Here is a 17,124-nt window from a genome sequence, read left to right as displayed (position 1 = left end):
CAATTTGAACAGAAACCCATGATTATCGACCTCTACGGATTCGGCCCGGCCCTCGCTGCCGGCGCGCTGATGACCGTCCAACTGGCTCTCACCGCCCTGTGCCTGGGGCTGGTGCTCGGTCTGCTCGGCGCCTTGGCCAAGACTTCCCCGTACAAGCCGCTGCAATGGCTTGGCGAAACCTACTCGACCATCGTACGTGGTGTGCCGGAACTGCTTTGGGTTCTGCTGATCTACCTCGGCACCGTCAAGACGATGAATGCCATTGGCGAATACTTTGGCAATCCAGACCTGGCGCTAAGCCCCTTTGTGGCGGGCGTAACCGCACTTGGACTGTGCTTCGGCGCCTATGCCACGGAGGTATTTCGTGGCGCCATCCTGGCCATTCCGAAAGGACACCGTGAGGCCGGTCAGGCCCTGGGCCTGTCGAAATGGCGGATCTTCACCCGGTTGATCATGCCGCAGATGTGGCGCATCGCCCTGCCCGGCCTGGGCAATCTGTTCATGATCCTGATGAAAGACACCGCTCTGGTGTCGGTCATCGGCCTGGAAGAAATCATGCGCAATGCGCAGAACGCCGTAACCTTCGCCAAGCATCCATTCACCTTCTATCTGGTCGCAGCCGTCATGTATCTGGGCCTGACCATATTGGCGATGGCCACCATGCACTTCATGGAAAAACGCGCCGCCCGTGGCTTCGTGAGGACGACGTAATGGAATGGGAAGTCATCTATAAGTGGCTGCCGAAGTTCTTTCAGGGCGCCGTCCTGACACTCGAACTGGTGGGCATCGCCGTTATTCTCGGGTTGTTGCTGGCGATCCCTCTGGGCATCGCGCGCTCCTCCAAGCTCTGGTTTGTTCGCGCATTTCCTTACGCTTACATCTTTTTCTTTCGTGGCACTCCGTTGCTCGTACAACTGTTTCTGGTCTACTACGGCCTGGCTCAGTTCGACGCCGTACGCGACAGTTTCATGTGGCCGTATTTGCGAGAACCCTTCTGGTGCGCTGTCGCCACGATGACCCTGCATACTGCCGCCTATATCGCCGAAATCCTGCGTGGCGCCATTCAAGCGATCCCGCCGGGCGAGATCGAAGCCGCGCGTGCACTGGGCATGTCAAAGGCCAAGGCATTGTTCTATATCGTCCTGCCGCGCGCCGCTCGCATCGGCCTGCCGGCCTACAGCAACGAAGTCATCCTGATGTTGAAGGCCAGTTCTCTGGCGAGCACGGTGACCTTGCTCGAACTCACCGGCATTACCCGCACGATCATTGCCCGCAACTACCTCACCGTGGATATGTTCTTCACCGCAGGCGTCATTTACCTGCTGATGTCGTTTGTTCTCGTTCAGGCATTCAAACAGCTGGAGCGATGGTTGCGCGTCGATGCCTGCCAAGGGCGTTGACTCCTCCTGCGTGCTGACGGGCGAGGAGTTACTCGCCCGCTTCACCGCGCTGGATGCTTTTTTGATTGAGCATCAGGCGCTGTGGAAACCTCGTCCGTTCACTCATCTGCAGCTTCCCTGGGAAGCGTCCTACCCGAAGTTGGCCTTGTGGCTACGAGGACGGTCGCTGGACGATGCAGAAAACGCACACAACCAACCTGCTGATCTTGCCGAAGCGCCGGAGCCATTTGCTTCATTGGCAGCGATATCGGCTGAGCTGAGCGCTGTCGGTCAGTTGCCGGGGCATGCGCTGGAAGCTGCGGCGCATCGCTTGAATGTCGATGTACCGGGGCGCAAGTGGCAGCAGATTGAAGCGTTTGCCAGTCGTTTGTCTTTTTCCTCGCAACCGACGCACTGGCTCGATTGGTGTTCCGGCAAGGGGCATTTGGGCCGGCGGTTGTTGAGTGATGGCCAACAGTTGACCTGCGTTGAATACGATCCGGCATTGGTCGCCAGCGGTCAGGCGTTGAGTCAGCGCCATCATTTACACGCGCTGCATGTCGAGCAGGATGTGTTGGCAGCGAATGCTTCAAGTGTATTGAGCGCAGCCCACACACCCGTCGCCCTCCACGCCTGCGGCGATCTGCATGTGCCCTTGATGCAACTGGCCAGTGCTGCCGGCTGCCAGCAAATGGCGATCGCGCCCTGCTGTTACAACCGCATCAGTCGCAACAAGTATCAGGCGTTGTCCTCTGTCGGTTTGCGATCCGTCCTACAGCTCTCGCTCGAAGATCTGGCTCTACCCATGAGCGAAACTGTCACCGCCGGTGCACGGGTCCGACGTCAGCGTGACACCTCCATGGCCCGGCGCTTGGCTTTCGATTTGCTGCAACGGCAAGTACGTGGAATAGACGAATACCTGCCCACCCCGTCCCTGCCCAGCGCCTGGTTGGACAAAACCTTCGCCGATTACTGCCGCGATCTGGCAGCGCTGAAAGAGTTATCCACAATCGGCTCGCCAGATTGGTCGACACTCGAAGCCGCCAGTTGGCAGCGTTTGGCCGAAGTTCGCAACCTCGAATTGCTTCGCGGATTGTTCCGACGACCACTGGAGCTTTGGCTGAATCTGGATCGGGCACTTTTCCTCGTCGAACAGGGATACGTCGTACGCCTCGGCACTTTTTGCGACACCTCGCTCACACCGCGTAATTTACTGCTGCTCGCCGAACGCGCTTAAAACCTTACAGCCTGTGGATAACTCTGTTGATGGATTTGCCGTGGATCCAATATCTGCGCCTGTTTCGTCGCCTTAACAACACTGGTCATTTTTTGTTCACATAAATAAAAAACCTGTAAAACAGGGATTTGCGAACAAAATGAGAATAGGTTCACAAAACCTCGCCTGAGTATGACTTCGTGCCTCTCAGTTGTGCATAAGCTGCCAATCAAAACGACATAACCGCCGAATAATTATCCCGCCGAACGAATAATTGGGAAGCTCGAGAAAGCCGAAATTCAACTGTGCGCCCTGCAAAACAGCCCTATCGTACGTAAGGCGCAAATCCTACGTTGCGCATTGCGCAGGGCTTAATTTGCCGCGATGCAAAAATAGTCTGAATTCAGGGGTTTACAGGATCTTCCCAATCGCTATAATCGTCGCCCACAACGCCGGTATAGCTCAGTTGGTAGAGCAACTGACTTGTAATCAGTAGGTCCCGGGTTCGACTCCTGGTGCCGGCACCATACAAAACGAAGCCCCTGCAGAAATGCAGGGGCTTTGTTGTTTCTGGCGTTTGGAACTCCAAGGAGCTTCAGCATCGCTGAGATGCGATCAGCGACGCCACTCAATCAACAGACCAACTCAGCCCGCGCGCCTCGACCCGTTACAATTTCACATCAGCCCAACATTGACGGGCTCTTACACCTACCTATAATGCACCCCAACACACCCGCCAAGCCTAGGTTGACCCTGTCAGCAAGCTCAAATCGTGCGGGTTTTTTTTGCCTGGAGAAAGCTACATGAGGCCCTTCGACAAGCCGGCCCTCAGCGTAGAACAGCAATTGGAACTGCTAAAGCAACGAGGCCTGCAAGTCGCAAACGACGAGCGCGCCATGCGTTTCCTAGAAGTGGTCACGCTGTTTCGCTTGAGCCCCTATATGCGCCCTTTTCAGGAAACAAACCCTGAACACACCTTCAAACCTGGTAGCAGTCTGAAAGCAGTCGTCGACATCTACCGTTTCGATGGTTCGTTGCGACGCATTACCATGGATGCTATCGAACGTGTCGAAGTCGCCATACGAGCGACTATCAGCAATCACATGTGCCCGAAGTACGGGCCTGACTGGATAGCTGATGCGTCAATCTTCTCCTCGTCATACTCTCATTCGGATTTATTGCGGCCCCTGCGAGATCAACTGAGCAAGGAACGCAACAAACTTGGACGTGAGATTGATCGTATAAAAAAGAGCAGCCGAGCAGATCAGATCCAGCAGCAGCGAATTGAAAATCGCACGCGCGATAACTATTTTCGATTCTACGGATCAACATATTCCAATCCCGAGTTGCCGCCCGCTTGGGCTGTTCTGGAAGAGCTTAGCCTTGGGACGGTATCCACCCTGTTCAATGCCATAGGCAAAAGCGTCGACAAGAAAGCGATCGCGAGCAGATTCAATCTCCCCTTCGAAGTACTGGCCTCCTGGCTCCACACTTTGACCTTCATTCGAAACTGCTGCGCCCACCACTCACGACTATGGAACAGAGAGCTCTCGATTCGACCATCCTTACCTAAAGAATGGGTCATCCAAAATGCACCTGGCGATCGGCCTCAGCCCAAGCAGCGGCTATTCATAGTACTAACGATGCTAGCGTATCTAACCGATTTGATCAGTCCAGACAGCCATTGGAAATTTCACTTGGCCGAAATGATGGACGAAAGAGAGCCGGGTTATTTGAGACTTATGGGATTTCCAGATGACTGGAAACGGCAACCGCAATGGTGTTTGGGGTAGGGAAAACATACGTCTTGTTTTTTTGCCATTGCGTCTGGAGAAATGTCAGGAGCGAACGCAKGCCTAAAGCAAAATGTGGTGCCTAAACCACAGATTGCCAACCGTGGATCCGTTCGTCCGGTACCGCACCATACAAAACAAAGCCTCTGCAGAAATGCAGGGGCTTTGTTGTTTCTGGGCGTCTATATCTTTAACCGCGTTTCACCTTCAGTAGAAATAGAGTCTCTCCTCCGCACACGTCGATCTAATTGCCAGACGCCCTTCTCCCAAAAAGCACAGCTTCTGACCAAAACGCTCAAATTTCCGCTTTTATGCCAAATTATGAACTGGCAATAATTATGGCGTGCCCATAAAAAGTGTAATTGCATGAGCAGCGCTTCTCAGCTCACTGAACCGGCGGGGTGAATGGCAACCCGGTTTCCCAGTACAAGAGTGCTTGATGCCTCGACGCTTTGTTCCTCCGCCGCAGAGAGCAGCATCTGCGTTACGCGCGCGGCCTCACCGGCCTTCATCTGACGCACAGACTCCAGTAAATCCTGCTGGAATGCTCCAGTTCATCGACCATCGCTGATCTCCTCGTTTTGTTGCTTAGAAAAGGCGAAGGACAAGTCGTGACCGACAAAACGCATTGCGCGACATCCTGCGAAATTTTTGTAACGAGAAGCCAAGCAAAGCCACTACGGGCCACGATTGTGCATCGGCTCTTCCTCAAGCTAACGTTCAGTTCGTCGCTGCCAATTCAGCGACCGGGCCTGAGAACCCGGGTAAGATGCAGGCGCACCAGCGCCCCAACTCACGTTTGCCGGCGCATTTTTTGTGTCTGCATTACTGTGCAATGGCGGCTGTGCGTGGGAGACCTTCGGGTCTGCCGGGTTCCTGTATCTCCGGTTTCTCAGCCTGCGCATAGCTGCCACCTTTTCGCCTGAGAACGAAATGGCAGCTCTCATTTGATACAGGGAGTTAACAAATGAAAGGCATTGATCCGTCAGCACACCGGTCACTTCAAGTCCGTCCATCTCGAACGGCAGGTGAACCGAAATGACCAACTCTCAAGATCTGAAAACCCTCGGCCTCACCCACTTTTCCTTCCACTCCAATCAAGCGATGTTCCGCACCAACCGTGGTGTACCGGTAATCGCCGCCCTTTCCCACGCCTCGCACTTGCTTCACATTTCACGACTGCTCACTGCGGACACCTCAGTCTCTCGCGACCCTGACCTTCACGCTTATGCCTCGCAGTATCTGCAGGAGTTAAGCAAAGCGTTGATCGATGATGTCGTGAAAGTGATGGATGCGCCGCCGGACAAGCCGTTGATGTAAACGCCGGTTTAAGGCCCTCGTTGATGCGAGGGCTTTTGCGTTTCAGACCTGACTGATCTCAAACACAAACGAAATCTTCTGCTGACTCGCACTCCACACATAGCGCAAATGCTTACCCTGCTTCGGGATCGACACTGCCGGTGGTCGAAACGCCGCGATGCATTCATGGCCCGGCAGGCGAACGCTGTTGTAGAGCAGCCCCCACGACTCGGTTTCGCGCAGTTGCCGGGCGAATTGCTGAGACGGCCCGTAAGCCTCCGGATCCGGATTGTGCAGTTCGGGGTGATTGTGGCGGATATCGTGCAGCGGTTTAACCACCCGATTAACGTAAGTCCGCATGGTCAATTCAAGGTCCGCTTCTTGGGTCGCCGCAAGAAATCGTTCCTGGTGATAACAGGTCTCGGCGATGGCAGCAGCCTGACTGCTCGCAGCGTAGTAAACGCCGAAGGTGCCGTCGCAGAAACGACTGCGTTTGCCGATGTGGGTAAACGCAGCCATCACCGGAGTCGAGCCGGGGCCGGAGAGTCGATCTTCGAGTCGCACGCGGGCGAGTACGCCGGCCTGTTCGATCAGGCGATCGTTGGTTAGCGCTTCAATCGCGTAGGCAACTTCCAGGTCTTCGGGATCGAGCACGTCTTCGAACAGCGCAATCGGCGGGAAGCTGCTGTTGACGATCCGATAGGCTCTCGGCCACGCCACATCAACCATCTCTGGCGCCTTCAACCGCGCACCCCATCGAGGTAACGACGCACATCGGCGATATCGACCACGCGTCCGGCGAGCATGTAATCCAGCGCCGTTAGCCCATTGAACGGCGCCGCCGTGTTCGGACTACTGACCCATGTGTACGCGCGCTCACGGCTGTTGCTGAAGATGATGCTCAACGCCTTGTGAATGCCCATCAGATAAGAGATGCGCTCAAGGGTATCGTTAGGCAGACGTATGTTCGGCAGGTGTTTGTATTTATAGAACGTGGTGTTACCGACACCGCCCAGCAATGTGCGTTGCTGCTCAGCGCTGCAGCCCCAACGCTCCATGAGGTTAAAGAAGAACTTCAGCGCGACGCGGCCGGCTTCGGGGGCGTCTAGTTGTTCGCGTGGGGTGAGGGCTGGGGATGAGGTAGTCATTGAGCCTCTCCAGATTTGTCTTGCTTTGATACTAGTACATATACGAATAAATCGATAAAAAAGCTCCGTAAGCGTATTACTGGTTACCACATTCCCCATTGATTGGGATTCGGATATGACCGGATTTGAGCATTTCGTCGACCGAATCGAACCGCTGCCGAATAGTTCGTGCTTCCAACATGGCTTGGGCAGTCTTGTCCGTAGGAATTCGTGCAATGGACGGCTGCTCTTGGATTTCAATAACGTCGTGAAGCCTGTTGCCAACTTGGCACTCCATATCGGCCGCTTCTTGTGATGCAATCACTTCGCTTACCTCACTCAGAACTGTAGCCACAGAGACTCGATGTCTCGACGCTGCCACTTCATCTGCTTTAACAAGTCGCCGCTATCAGCTCGGTCGCAAGTTCGCCTAGGATGCATCCACGTATTTCGCAGGCCAAAACCACTAACGTTGTCAGCCATTTCCCCGTGAAAAATCACCCCCACGCACCAAAACCACGCATTTTTTTTGACCCTCATCACCCCCACGTCACCAAAAACCCCGATCCTGTGTCAGCCTCCAGCCATCGGCGAGGACATCAATTCGCTACTAAACCCGCGACAACTATGCTCAGGTACAGGAATATAGCCAGCATATGGCGCCTGACCGGCAGTCTCGTAAACAACAATACCCAGCCCACTTTAGAGGGCATTACCCATGGATAGCAGAACCTTACGCAACCTCATGCGCATCGTGCAGACCGGCTCGTTGTCGGCCGCAGCCGAGCATTCGTGCCTGACTGTGCAGGCCTTGGCCGCGCAGTTGAACAAGGTCGAAGAGCAGTTCGGTTTCCGCTTGTTTCGACGTTCCAACAAAGGCCTGACGCTGACGCCGCAAGGCACTGAGCTGACGCCTTATATGGACAAAGTGCTGATTGCCACGCGACAGATGGAAGAGAAGGTCGAGGCGCTGAAGGTGCCCGGCCAGCGCACGTTGAAGGTGGCGTTGAACAACACTTTGGCGGCTGACTTCAACCGCCGAATGATCGGACGCCTGATCGAGGTGTTTCCCGATTATCAGATGGAATTCAGCTACGCCGAGTCGATGGAAAATCTCAGCAAGCTGAAGAACGAAGACTTCGACCTTGCGGTACTGATCGGCCCGCAGCGGCCGGGCTTGCCGAGTATCGTCCTGCCGGATGTACAGGTGCAGGTCGTTGGCGCCCATTGTGGTCAGGAGAATGATCCCCTGACCTTGCTGGGCAACAAGTTTCAGGTACGTCCTGCGGAAGATTGTCCGTATTCCCACAGCTTTTTGCGTTTTCTCGACGCGGGGCTGGGCAATCACGAGAACGGCCAGCGCATGGTCTATTCATGCAGTGAAACGTTAACGCTGTCGTTGATCACGCAGATGGACGCGGTGGGCATGGTCTCGCGTGAAGCTGCGCAGAAGAACGGCCTGACGATTTTCCCCGGGTTCGAGGATTTTCTCGAAGTGCGTCTGGCGGTGAACAATCCGGAGTTGTCGAACCAGGCACTCAACGATGTCGTCGACTTGCCGCTACATGAACGAGCCGAGCGCAATGTACGCAGCCGTCCCAACCGCCACACTGAGAAAGAGGTTTTTGCTGAAATACGCACATAACAACGTCGGAATTGCGGCATAGAATTCCGGGCGATCGAGCTGTATGTGCTGATCCTTGATCAACAAGGGTGTCAGGCTGATCGCAGCGACGATCGCCACCGGCAAGTATTCCAGCGCCCGCGCAATAAACGGCGGCCAGTGCTCGGTGTTGACTTGCAGTGGCAGCGCGCGTGGCAGGAAAGTCACGGCCATCATCAGCGCGACCACCAGAATCAGGAACGTTTGGTCAGGCATACACCCACTCCGCAGCCCACAAACGTGGCGATAAACACATTGAACGGCGAACTGCCGACCAGGCTCAGCGCGCCCATGCAGGCCACGGCAGCCGCAGCAGCGATGAGTTTGTTGCGCGTGTTGCACAGCGACACCAGCACGTAGAGCATCATCGCGGTCAGGGCGTAGTCGAGCTGATATTTGATCAGGTGCGCCGCGTACTGCGCACAAACGGCGCCAAGCAAACCGCCGAGCACCCACGAGGTGTGGCAGAACAGGTTGAAGCCAATCAGATAACGCACATTGACCGGCGCACCGGTGCCGAGTTTAACGCTGTGGAAAGCGAAGGATTCGTCCGTCAGGCCACCGGCATAAGCCCAGCGCTCCATGCGGCTCAAGCCGAGTGCGCGCAGAGCCTTGGCCATGTAAACCGACATCAACATGTGCCGCGCGTTGATCAGGAAAGTGGTCAGTACGATAGTCGTCAGCGAGGCGCCGCTGGAGATCAGCGCCAGTGCGGCGAATTGCGAAGCGCCGGCATATACGAACAAACACATCGCCACTGGCAGCCACATCGGCAACCCGGCGTTGACGGCCATCAACCCGAACACGAATGACACCGTGAAGTAGCCAGCGACTACCGGGCTGGCTTCGGCAAACGTGCGCGACGGCTGATGGGTAGCCATCAGCGGCGCACTGCCGGACGTTTCATTCATAGATCCCTCTCAAATGTCCGCTCGCCGTGGGGTTCGCAAAAACCCTGGGCAGTCCAGAATCGCTTGCCCGCGAGGTTAGCATCGTCGACGAACAGAAACATCCGTAACACGCCGACCCGTTTCATATCGGACGACGCCGCTTCAACCAGTCGTTGACCGACGCCCTGGCTGCGATAGCGCGGGCTGACCGCCAGATGATTAATCGTGCCGCGACTGCCGAGCATGCCACCGAGTACCGCGCCGACGATCTCGCCCGCCACGTCAAAGGCGAGATAGGCCGTGGTGGTTTTCTGGATCAGCACGCCACGCAGGCACTTGGCGTCCTGCCACTCGCAGAAGGACACTTCGTCGAACTGGCGGAAGAAGCGCTCCATGCGCTGCGCATCCTTGGCCGTGGCGCGTCGCAGCACCACCGGCGTCGAGCACTCGACGCCGTCGATTGGGGTGATCTGATTAGCGAACAATGTCGAAAGCGGTCCCGGGCCGCGAGAAGGAGATCGCCAGAATCTGCCGGTACGCCATCGCATGGGTGTGCGTGTTGCGGGCCGGGGTCACGTAGTGGCGCATGTCACGATCGAGGAAGTAGGTGGTATCGAGAATTTCCTGGTAGGTGGTCGACGCCAGTTGATGCTCGTGGATGTCGTACAAACGACTCTCCGCGCCCTCGACATTATTGCGACCCCAGAAGTGCACACCGCTGAACGGATAGCCGTCGCAGTGAATGCCTTCAGGGGTGATTTCCAGTTGTTTGCCGGGTTTGATTTCGATGCGGATCTGATGGATCTGGCACTGCCAAATTTCATCGTGCAGCTCTTCCGGCAGTACGCTTTTGTACACTTCGAAATCGGTGTCGATCAGGCTGCGCATCACCGGTGAAGTAATTACTTCATCGGAGAAGTCCTGAAAGTGTCGTACCAGGCCGCCAACATAGGCGTTGTTCTCTTTCGACTGCACGTAGGCGCGATGCTCGAGTTGCTTGAGCTCGCGGGTTTTCGGGTTGTACTCAAAGTCGCTGTAACGACGGTAACGCATGCCGGCTTCGGCCTGACCGTAGTAGCTGTCAGGCTCCATGTTTTCCCAACTTTTGGTCAGTCTGACGAAGTCGGCAAAATGACCGTAGAGATTGAAGTCACCACCCTGGACGTTGACATATTTGTCGCGCCGTAGCGATTCGCCCACTTCTCTGTTCAAAACGATCATTACCAAATTCTCCGCTGCGTTGAGCGGCCTAATCTATTAGGTGGAGAATTTGCGTCCATGAGAAAGAATTTCAGGCATTTAAAGCACTGTTTGAAACGGCGTTTGCAGGCGCTTAAAAACAACTTTTACATGACAAAAACACGGGTTTTTTCCGGTTTTCATCGAATAACCGTCGAAAAAAAACCCCGAACCAGTCGGGGTTTTTCTCATGTTTCTTACACTGGATCAGGCATCAGAAGATGTTGATCGGGTAATCCACGAAAACGCGCAGTTCGTTACCGCTGACGTTGTACTCGCTGGATTTCTGCGAAACACGCAGGATCGAGCTGCGCAGTTTCACGCTCAGGTCTTTGGCCGGGCCAGACTGCACGACGTATTTGAACTGGTTGAAGATCTCACGCTCGGTACCGCCTTCGCTGGTGGACGTGGTGATGTTGTCGCCACGCACATAAGCGAAGTTGTAGCTCAGGCCCGGTACGCCGAATGCGCCGAAGTCGAGGCCGTAGCCCAACTGCCAGCTGCGCTCGTCTTCAGCGTTGAAGTCGGACCAGTAGGAGTTGGCCAGGTAGATGGAGTTACCACCGTCACCGACGCGGTGTTGATCTTTCTGGTAACCGCCATAGGCGTAGCCCAGGTTGCTGTCGCCGGTGGAGCGCTGGTGCGCCACGGTGAACGAGTGCGGGCCAGTGGCGAATGTCGCGGCCAGGCTCCAGATCTTGTTGTCGCGACCGGTCACGATGCTTTCGCCCGGAACGGTGTTTTCGCGAACGTACGAGCTGTCCAGCTTGGTGCGATAGCCGTTGAAGTCCAGGGTCAGCGACTGATCCTTGTTGAACGGCAACACGTAGTTGGCGTTCACGTATTGTTTCTTCAATACGTCTTCGACGTCGGAAGCGTACAACGCACCTTTGAAGTTCTCGGTGAACTGGTAGCTACCGCCCAACACGTTGATCGACTTCAGACCACCGCTGTCACGGCCTTCATCGCTCTTGCGCGATTCGGCGGTGAAACGACCGGCGTTCAGTTCCAGGCCTTTGATCTCTTTGGAAGTGATCAGGGTACCGGTGTAGCTTTCCGGCAGCAGACGCACATTGTCGTAGCTCAGCACCGGCAGGGCCGGCATCTGGTCGCCGTAGGTCAACACGGTGTTGGAGAAGCGGAACTTCACCGCTGCACCGCCCTTCGCTATGTCATGGTTCGCGCGACCGTCATTTTCCTGCTTGAAGAAATCGATACCACCGGCGCCGCTGCGGCCCTTGCCGCCGTCCAGACGCAGTGCGTACAGACCGAAAGCGTCGACACCGACACCCACGGTGCCTTGGGTGAAACCGGACGAGAACGTACCGATGGCCGCTTGGCCCCACTCGGCTTTGTCTTTGTTGCCGTCTTTGTAATCACGATTGATGTAGGCATTGCGCAGCAGCACTTTGAGGCTGCTGTCTTCAACAAAACCCTTGGACTCGGCCTGGTCGTTAGCCATGGCCTGAGTGGCGCTCAACATCCCCAGTGCGATCAGACTGATTCGCTTGTTCAACATTTTGTTTTCCTTATTACGGGTTGAAACGCGCTGTGTCGAACGGCGGAAACGGCGCTTTTGCACTCTTTTATTCACCCCGAAACAAAAAGACCCGCCCACGACGATGTCATGGCGGGCCTGCTCCTTATTTTGAGTCATGGCGGTTGGCCACAGGCGTTGGGCCGAATCGTAGCCGCGCCCTGAACAATGTGTCAATTTCAAGAATCGTCTTTAAATAGGTAAAAATCGTCTAAGAAACRTAAATTTTGCGCTGACTCCTTGCTGGGAAATGCAAACAGCCAGTGAATCCAGCGCGTATCAGGCGCAACCATCGATAGAACAAAATGCAGAAGTTTTACCGGTTTCATCGACGACGATTGCCTGTTGCAACCAATCGGCAAATGCCTGCGGCTTGCCCAGCCAGGGGCTGATGTCGATCAACTGGAACGTGCCGTTCTGCTCCAGAGCAATCGTTGGAAAACCCTGACCACCCAATTGAGCCAAAAACTGGCGACTGGCTTTTATATGCCCCTCGCTATCAACGGACTCAAACGCAAGGTGGAAATCTTCCTGCGCATAGCCCATCTGCATCGCCAATTCCAACAGCACGGCTGAATCGGCAATGCGTCGCCCTTCCACATAGTGCGCCGTCTGCAACCGCCCCAGCAGGCGCAAACCGCCGCCGTCGATGGCTTCAGCCGCCATGACCGCAGCAATCGCTGGCGTCGAATCGAACACCGCTGAGTGATCACGCAGCAAACCTTCGAAATAGGCCTCGCCAAACGGCTGGCCGGTGTACTCGGCAATGCGTCGGTCATGGGGCATGACGTAATTGCGCAGTTGCGGGGAAACACGCTGGCGATTGGCGCCACTCATCATTCCGCCGGCATGGGCATTCACCGGCAACACTGACTGTGCCGCTTCCACCAGCGGCTTGGCGCCGTAACACCAGCCACACAGCGGATCGTAGATGTAGTGAAGAATCATGGGAAAAACTCCGGCAGAAAGTCAGGAAAATCGATGGCGGCAGATTAGTCCTCGCACTCTTGCGGAAAAACGCCGGAATGGCTTTCAGTCTGTTTCATGAATCGGTCGAATGATTCGTCCAGTCAGATTGTGTCGGTTAGGACACAAATTGAAACAATCAGCCAAGGGAACTTATAAGGAATAATTAACGAAAGTAAATGCAAAGCATTACCATTCGCACGATCGAATTCTTCCACCCTTTCGGATGCGCTGTTCAATGCCTGCCCCGTTCCGTCTTACGCCCGCCACCCTTGGGCTTTCTGCTTTTCTGTCCAGCGGTTTTGCCTACTCCGCGACCGAGTTACCCGCCACCGCAATCAGCGCCGAAGCGCAAGCCGATGACCCTCGGGTGAAGCTCAGCAGCACCGCGACTCGGACCTCGACGCCCGTACGTTATGTGCCGCAGGCGATCGATTCGATCAAGACCTCGAACGTCGCCAGCTACGGCACCAATGACATCGGCGACGCGTTGAGCGGCATGCCTAACGTCAGCAGCAGCGCCGACACCCGTTTCGACAGCCTGCGCATCCGCGGCTTCGACGCGAGCAACGATTTCTATCTGGATGGCATCCGCGACGACAGCCAATACAAGCGCGACTTGCACAATATTGAACGCGTCGAAGTGCTCAAAGGCCCGGCCGCCGTACTATATGGCCGTGGCAGTCAGGGCGGGATCGTCAACCGCGTGAGCAAAATACCCGAGTTCGGCCGGCGCTCGACTATCGAAGCCCAGGCTGGCAGCGAAGATTTGCGCAGTCTTTACGCCGACCTCAGCAGCGACCCGAGCGAAAACATCAGCCTGCGCCTGAACATGGGCAACATGGATGAAAACAGCTTCCGCGACGGTGTCAGTGGCAATCGCCAATTGTTCGCGCCGTCGATGAGCTGGCAACTGACGCCGGACCTGAACTGGCTGGTGCAGTACGAATACAGCCGCTACAACCGCACCCCGGATCGCGGCATCCCCGGCATCAACGGGCGCCCGGCCGATGTCGGGCGCGATACGACCTACGGCAACGATCACGATTTCATCGACGACAAGTCGCAATCGCTGCGCTCGAAACTCACTTATGAAATCAATGACAACTGGCAACTGCGCCAGACCCTCGGCGTGTTCAAGCTCGACAGTGATTTCGACAACACCTACCTCACCGGTTACACGCCGGCGACCAACAAGGTCACGCGCCAGCATTGGCAGCAGGATCTGACCACTCGCAACGTCTATAACAACGTTGAACTTGAGGGCGGATTCGATACCTTGGGCCTTGAGCATCGCCTGCTCACTGGCATCGAGATCGGCAGCCAGCGCCGCGACCCGACGCTGTACAACGCGGCCACTGGCAGAACCCCGGGCGCACGCCCCGTACCGTCGCTCGACCTGTACAACCCGAACCGTGATCTGCGCCACACCGGCAGCATGCAGGTCTCCAGCAGCAGCCACACCGAAGTCGAAAGCCGTGCGGTATATGTGCAAGATCAACTGCGCCTGAACGACCAATGGCAAGTGCTCGCCGGTCTGCGTTACGACACTTTCGATATCGAGTCGACCAACAAGCTGCGCAACATCTCCGAAGACCGCGACAGCCATAGCACCAGCCCGCGCGTCGGCCTGGTCTGGACGCCGCTACAAAATCATTCGTTCTACGCCTCGTGGTCGAAGACGTTTTCGCCGGTGGGCGGTGGCTTGATCGGCATCACTCCGGGTGCGGCCGGCAACACCAACGACCTCAGTCCCGAGCTGACCAAGCAGAAAGAAATCGGCGTGAAAAGCGACTGGCTCGATGACCGCTTGAGCACCACGCTGGCGATCTACGATCTGGAACTCTACAACCGCCGCACCACTGATCCAAACGATCCGACCCTGACGGTGATGTCAGGTTTGCAACGCTCGCGCGGGATCGAATTGACGGCCACTGGCAATCTCGTCGGCAACTGGTACATGCGCGGTGGCGTCGGTCTGCAGGATGCGAAGATCGAGAAGGACAACAACGGCCTGGAAGGCAAACGCATCAACAACGTTGCCAAGCATAACGGCAGCCTGTTCCTGACCTGGAAACCGGAGATGGGCTGGTACGGCGAAACCGGCCTGACCCTGGTTGGCCAACGCTATGCCGATAACGCCAACACCACCGTGTTGCCGGGTTACGGCCGCTGGGATGCCCTGGTCGGTTACCGCTTCAAGGATTGGGATTTACGCGCGGCGCTGAACAACATCACCGATCGTGAGTACTACGCGTCCGCGACCAGCCAGTATCAAATCCAACCGGGTGCACCACGTAGCGTTGTGATGAGTAGACATCTTCGTTAACTGATCCACCGCTTTCGCGAGCAGGCTCGCTCCCACATTGATTGGGTGTGTACAAAATAGCCGTGCATAAAAAAGCGCCGCCATCCCGGCAGCGCTTTCACCAATCCCTGTTGTGCTTCTTATCCTTCCATCACAGCCCACAATGCTTCCAGTTCGGCCTCGCTGAACAGACCAGCGGGGTAACGCTCGATCATCATCCGGCGCGGATCAGGTTCCCTGATCTGACGCGTTCCATTGGACTTTAACCAGTGCGCGACAATCTGGAGCGATTCGCCGTTTACGGCCATGGGATGCAACGTCCGCTCGCTGACTACGTTCACTTCGGCGTTCATTTCAGCGCTCTCTCCCCGTTCGTGAGCGGCTACGTTATCCAAGGTTTATGACAGAACTGTTGAAGTTCTCCCCCTCCCTAGTGCACGGGTGATGAATACAAGAGCTATGCCAATGTTTCTTAGTTGTCGACAAGCGGATACAAAGAAGCCCGCGGTCCTGTCGGGCTGCGGGCCTCAGTTGATGCATAGCGAGCTAATCATTACCCGGCTGATTTGTTAATCAACTCAAGGTGTTACGACTCAACTCACTCTTTGTACGGCGCGGGTTGCTGTTGGGTAAGGCAATGGATATTGCCGCCACCCAGTAACAGTTCGCGACCCGGCACCATCACCACTTCGTGCTGCGGGAACAGCTTCTGCAGGATTTCCTTGGCCGGCGCGTCCATTGGATCGTCGAAGCTCGGCGCGATGATGCCGCCGTTGACGATCAGGAAGTTCACGTAGGAACCCGCCAAGCGCACAGACGGATTGCGTTCCTGCGTGCCGTCCACCGGATCGACACCGGCGCACTCTTCTTCTGTCGCGTAAAGCGGTCCCGGAATCGGCATTTTGTGCACCGTGAACGGGCGACCCTTGGCGTCAGTGCTGCTTTGCAGGACTTTCATCGCAGCCTGGCAGCGCGGGTAGTTCGGATCCTGCGGATCGTCGGTCCACGCCAGCAACACTTCGCCCGGACGCACGTAGCAGCAGAAGTTATCCACATGGCCGTCGGTTTCGTCGTTGAACAGACCGTCCGGCAGCCAGATGATTTTATCCACAGACAGATTGGCGCTGAGTACCGCTTCAATCTCTTCGCGGCTCAGGTGCGGGTTGCGATTGCGGTTGAGCAGGCATTCTTCGGTGGTGATCAGCGTGCCTTCGCCGTCGACATGAATCGAACCGCCTTCAAGCACGAAACCTTCAGTGCGGTAACGCGGGCTGCGCTCGATCTCGAGGATCTTGCCGCCGACCTGCGAATCGCGATTCCACGGCGAATACAAACCGCCGTCGAAACCTCCCCAGGCGTTGAAGTCCCAGTTCACACCGCGCACTTCGCCGCTGTTGTTGATGACGAAAGTCGGGCCGCTGTCGCGTACCCAAGCGTCATCGCTGGACATCTCGACCACGCGGATATTCGGCACGTCGAGGCGCGCGCGGGCGTTTTCATACTGGTCGGCGGACACGGCCACGGTGACCGGTTCAAAACGCGCGATGGCCTTGGCCACCGCAGCATGTGCGGCTTGCGCCGGTTTGCCGCCCAGACGCCAGTTGTCCGGGCGCTCGGGCCAGATCATCCAGGTCTGCGTTTGCGGCGCCCACTCGGCCGGCATGTGAAAGCCGTCGGCGCGMGGGGTRCTTTTCAAAGTKGTCATCG

17 protein-coding genes, 1 tRNA gene and 1 pseudogene are annotated in these 17,124 nt (G+C 56.3%); 8 read left to right on the top strand and 11 right to left on the bottom strand.

Annotation, left to right across the window (positions count from 1 at the left end):
- Nucleotides 1-18: 18 nt before the first annotated feature.
- From AC1DVF_RS01555 to AC1DVF_RS01535, 5 genes are all read left to right on the top strand, one after another.
- Complete coding sequence (locus tag AC1DVF_RS01555) at nucleotides 19-711, top strand: ABC transporter permease (protein WP_095047149.1); 693 nt, start codon at nucleotides 19-21, stop codon at nucleotides 709-711.
- The gene (locus AC1DVF_RS01550) at nucleotides 711-1,400 is read left to right on the top strand and encodes an ABC transporter permease (protein WP_099757735.1); all 690 of its coding nucleotides are present in this window, start codon (nucleotides 711-713) and stop codon (nucleotides 1,398-1,400) included. The genes AC1DVF_RS01555 and AC1DVF_RS01550 overlap by 1 nt, the downstream gene beginning before the upstream one ends.
- Entirely contained in the window at nucleotides 1,381-2,616 is a 1,236-nt protein-coding gene (locus AC1DVF_RS01545; RefSeq protein ID WP_477781913.1) for a methyltransferase, read from the top strand. The genes AC1DVF_RS01550 and AC1DVF_RS01545 overlap by 20 nt, the downstream gene beginning before the upstream one ends.
- A 430-nt stretch (nucleotides 2,617-3,046) precedes the next feature.
- A tRNA-Thr gene (locus tag AC1DVF_RS01540) sits at nucleotides 3,047-3,122 on the top strand.
- 276 nt (nucleotides 3,123-3,398) lie between these two features.
- A complete protein-coding gene (locus tag AC1DVF_RS01535) occupies nucleotides 3,399-4,388 on the top strand; it encodes an Abi family protein (RefSeq protein WP_116256360.1) in 990 nt (329 codons plus the stop codon).
- A 455-nt stretch (nucleotides 4,389-4,843) separates the two neighbouring features.
- Here AC1DVF_RS01535 and AC1DVF_RS01530 read toward each other — a convergent pair.
- Nucleotides 4,844-4,953: pseudogene (locus tag AC1DVF_RS01530) on the bottom strand (helix-turn-helix domain-containing protein); the annotation flags it as partial.
- A gap of 473 nt (nucleotides 4,954-5,426) precedes the next feature.
- On the opposite strand from AC1DVF_RS01530, the gene AC1DVF_RS01525 reads away from it, so the two are divergent.
- The gene (locus tag AC1DVF_RS01525) at nucleotides 5,427-5,708 is read left to right on the top strand and encodes a DUF3077 domain-containing protein (RefSeq protein ID WP_122844308.1); all 282 of its coding nucleotides are present in this window, start codon (nucleotides 5,427-5,429) and stop codon (nucleotides 5,706-5,708) included.
- A gap of 42 nt (nucleotides 5,709-5,750) precedes the next feature.
- On the opposite strand, the gene AC1DVF_RS01520 is transcribed toward AC1DVF_RS01525, so the two are convergent.
- Nucleotides 5,751-6,416 carry an RES family NAD+ phosphorylase gene (locus AC1DVF_RS01520; RefSeq protein ID WP_257356805.1) on the bottom strand — a complete coding sequence of 222 codons (666 nt, stop codon included), beginning with the start codon at nucleotides 6,414-6,416 and terminating at the stop codon, nucleotides 5,751-5,753.
- Between the two features lie 11 nt (nucleotides 6,417-6,427).
- A complete protein-coding gene (locus AC1DVF_RS01515) occupies nucleotides 6,428-6,835 on the bottom strand; it encodes an MbcA/ParS/Xre antitoxin family protein (protein WP_093430011.1) in 408 nt (135 codons plus the stop codon).
- Nucleotides 6,836-7,532: 697 nt separating this feature from the next.
- Between AC1DVF_RS01515 and AC1DVF_RS01510 the strand changes: the two genes are divergently transcribed.
- Nucleotides 7,533-8,459, top strand: a complete 927-nt coding sequence (locus AC1DVF_RS01510) for a LysR family transcriptional regulator (protein ID WP_093430009.1) — start codon at nucleotides 7,533-7,535, stop codon at nucleotides 8,457-8,459.
- Here the strand turns inward: AC1DVF_RS01510 and AC1DVF_RS01505 are convergent.
- The 6 genes from AC1DVF_RS01505 to AC1DVF_RS01480 all read right to left on the bottom strand — a co-directional run bounded on the left by AC1DVF_RS01505 (nucleotide 8,376) and on the right by AC1DVF_RS01480 (nucleotide 13,091).
- The gene (locus tag AC1DVF_RS01505) at nucleotides 8,376-8,693 is read right to left on the bottom strand and encodes an AzlD domain-containing protein (RefSeq protein WP_007909127.1); all 318 of its coding nucleotides are present in this window, start codon (nucleotides 8,691-8,693) and stop codon (nucleotides 8,376-8,378) included. The two genes, AC1DVF_RS01510 and AC1DVF_RS01505, sit on opposite strands and share 84 nt — an antisense overlap.
- Nucleotides 8,672-9,388, bottom strand: coding sequence for an AzlC family ABC transporter permease (locus tag AC1DVF_RS01500; RefSeq protein WP_099757732.1), 717 nt, complete (start codon nucleotides 9,386-9,388; stop codon nucleotides 8,672-8,674). Before AC1DVF_RS01500 ends, AC1DVF_RS01505 begins: the two co-directional genes overlap by 22 nt.
- Nucleotides 9,385-9,762 carry a GNAT family N-acetyltransferase gene (locus AC1DVF_RS01495; protein WP_008080517.1) on the bottom strand — a complete coding sequence of 126 codons (378 nt, stop codon included), beginning with the start codon at nucleotides 9,760-9,762 and terminating at the stop codon, nucleotides 9,385-9,387. Before AC1DVF_RS01495 ends, AC1DVF_RS01500 begins: the two co-directional genes overlap by 4 nt.
- 79 nt (nucleotides 9,763-9,841) lie before the next feature.
- On the bottom strand, nucleotides 9,842-10,588 hold the full coding sequence (locus AC1DVF_RS01490; protein WP_034151909.1) for a 2OG-Fe dioxygenase family protein: 747 nt from the start codon (nucleotides 10,586-10,588) through the stop codon (nucleotides 9,842-9,844).
- A 232-nt stretch (nucleotides 10,589-10,820) separates the two neighbouring features.
- The gene (locus tag AC1DVF_RS01485) at nucleotides 10,821-12,125 is read right to left on the bottom strand and encodes an OprD family porin (RefSeq protein ID WP_093430007.1); all 1,305 of its coding nucleotides are present in this window, start codon (nucleotides 12,123-12,125) and stop codon (nucleotides 10,821-10,823) included.
- A gap of 297 nt (nucleotides 12,126-12,422) precedes the next feature.
- Entirely contained in the window at nucleotides 12,423-13,091 is a 669-nt protein-coding gene (locus AC1DVF_RS01480) for a DsbA family protein (protein WP_460089521.1), read from the bottom strand.
- A gap of 256 nt (nucleotides 13,092-13,347) precedes the next feature.
- Here AC1DVF_RS01480 and AC1DVF_RS01475 point away from each other — a divergent pair, with 256 nt between their 5' ends.
- The gene (locus AC1DVF_RS01475) at nucleotides 13,348-15,438 is read left to right on the top strand and encodes a TonB-dependent receptor (protein ID WP_477781912.1); all 2,091 of its coding nucleotides are present in this window, start codon (nucleotides 13,348-13,350) and stop codon (nucleotides 15,436-15,438) included.
- Between the two features lie 119 nt (nucleotides 15,439-15,557).
- Here AC1DVF_RS01475 and AC1DVF_RS01470 read toward each other — a convergent pair whose 3' ends face one another.
- Nucleotides 15,558-15,770, bottom strand: a complete 213-nt coding sequence (locus AC1DVF_RS01470) for a hypothetical protein (protein ID WP_008080512.1) — start codon at nucleotides 15,768-15,770, stop codon at nucleotides 15,558-15,560.
- Between the two features lie 245 nt (nucleotides 15,771-16,015).
- Nucleotides 16,016-17,122: an agmatine deiminase gene (aguA, locus tag AC1DVF_RS01465; RefSeq protein WP_477781911.1), complete on the bottom strand. Its 1,107-nt coding sequence runs from the start codon at nucleotides 17,120-17,122 to the stop codon at nucleotides 16,016-16,018.
- Nucleotides 17,123-17,124 lie beyond the last annotated feature (2 nt).

It is taken from the genome of Pseudomonas sp. P4_D7 (assembly GCF_056401755.1).
This window is presented reverse-complemented; position numbering and strand designations above follow the sequence as displayed.

Excerpts from the sequence above, each read along its gene's own strand:
- AC1DVF_RS01520 (WP_257356805.1), bottom strand. The coding sequence starts at position 6,416 with ATGGTTGATGTGGCGTGGCCGAGAGCCTATCGGATCGTCAACAGCAGC.
- AC1DVF_RS01545 (WP_477781913.1), top strand. The coding sequence starts at position 1,381 with ATGCCTGCCAAGGGCGTTGACTCCTCCTGCGTGCTGACGGGCGAGGAG.
- AC1DVF_RS01500 (WP_099757732.1), bottom strand. The coding sequence starts at position 9,388 with ATGAATGAAACGTCCGGCAGTGCGCCGCTGATGGCTACCCATCAGCCG.
- AC1DVF_RS01510 (WP_093430009.1), top strand. The coding sequence starts at position 7,533 with ATGGATAGCAGAACCTTACGCAACCTCATGCGCATCGTGCAGACCGGC.
- AC1DVF_RS01550 (WP_099757735.1), top strand. The coding sequence starts at position 711 with ATGGAATGGGAAGTCATCTATAAGTGGCTGCCGAAGTTCTTTCAGGGC.
- AC1DVF_RS01495 (WP_008080517.1), bottom strand. The coding sequence starts at position 9,762 with ATGGAGCGCTTCTTCCGCCAGTTCGACGAAGTGTCCTTCTGCGAGTGG.
- AC1DVF_RS01480 (WP_460089521.1), bottom strand. The coding sequence starts at position 13,091 with ATGATTCTTCACTACATCTACGATCCGCTGTGTGGCTGGTGTTACGGC.
- AC1DVF_RS01535 (WP_116256360.1), top strand. The coding sequence starts at position 3,399 with ATGAGGCCCTTCGACAAGCCGGCCCTCAGCGTAGAACAGCAATTGGAA.
- AC1DVF_RS01475 (WP_477781912.1), top strand. The coding sequence starts at position 13,348 with ATGCCTGCCCCGTTCCGTCTTACGCCCGCCACCCTTGGGCTTTCTGCT.
- AC1DVF_RS01525 (WP_122844308.1), top strand. The coding sequence starts at position 5,427 with ATGACCAACTCTCAAGATCTGAAAACCCTCGGCCTCACCCACTTTTCC.
- AC1DVF_RS01515 (WP_093430011.1), bottom strand. The coding sequence starts at position 6,835 with ATGACTACCTCATCCCCAGCCCTCACCCCACGCGAACAACTAGACGCC.
- AC1DVF_RS01470 (WP_008080512.1), bottom strand. The coding sequence starts at position 15,770 with ATGAACGCCGAAGTGAACGTAGTCAGCGAGCGGACGTTGCATCCCATG.
- AC1DVF_RS01505 (WP_007909127.1), bottom strand. The coding sequence starts at position 8,693 with ATGCCTGACCAAACGTTCCTGATTCTGGTGGTCGCGCTGATGATGGCC.
- AC1DVF_RS01485 (WP_093430007.1), bottom strand. The coding sequence starts at position 12,125 with ATGTTGAACAAGCGAATCAGTCTGATCGCACTGGGGATGTTGAGCGCC.
- AC1DVF_RS01490 (WP_034151909.1), bottom strand. The coding sequence starts at position 10,588 with ATGATCGTTTTGAACAGAGAAGTGGGCGAATCGCTACGGCGCGACAAA.
- AC1DVF_RS01555 (WP_095047149.1), top strand. The coding sequence starts at position 19 with ATGATTATCGACCTCTACGGATTCGGCCCGGCCCTCGCTGCCGGCGCG.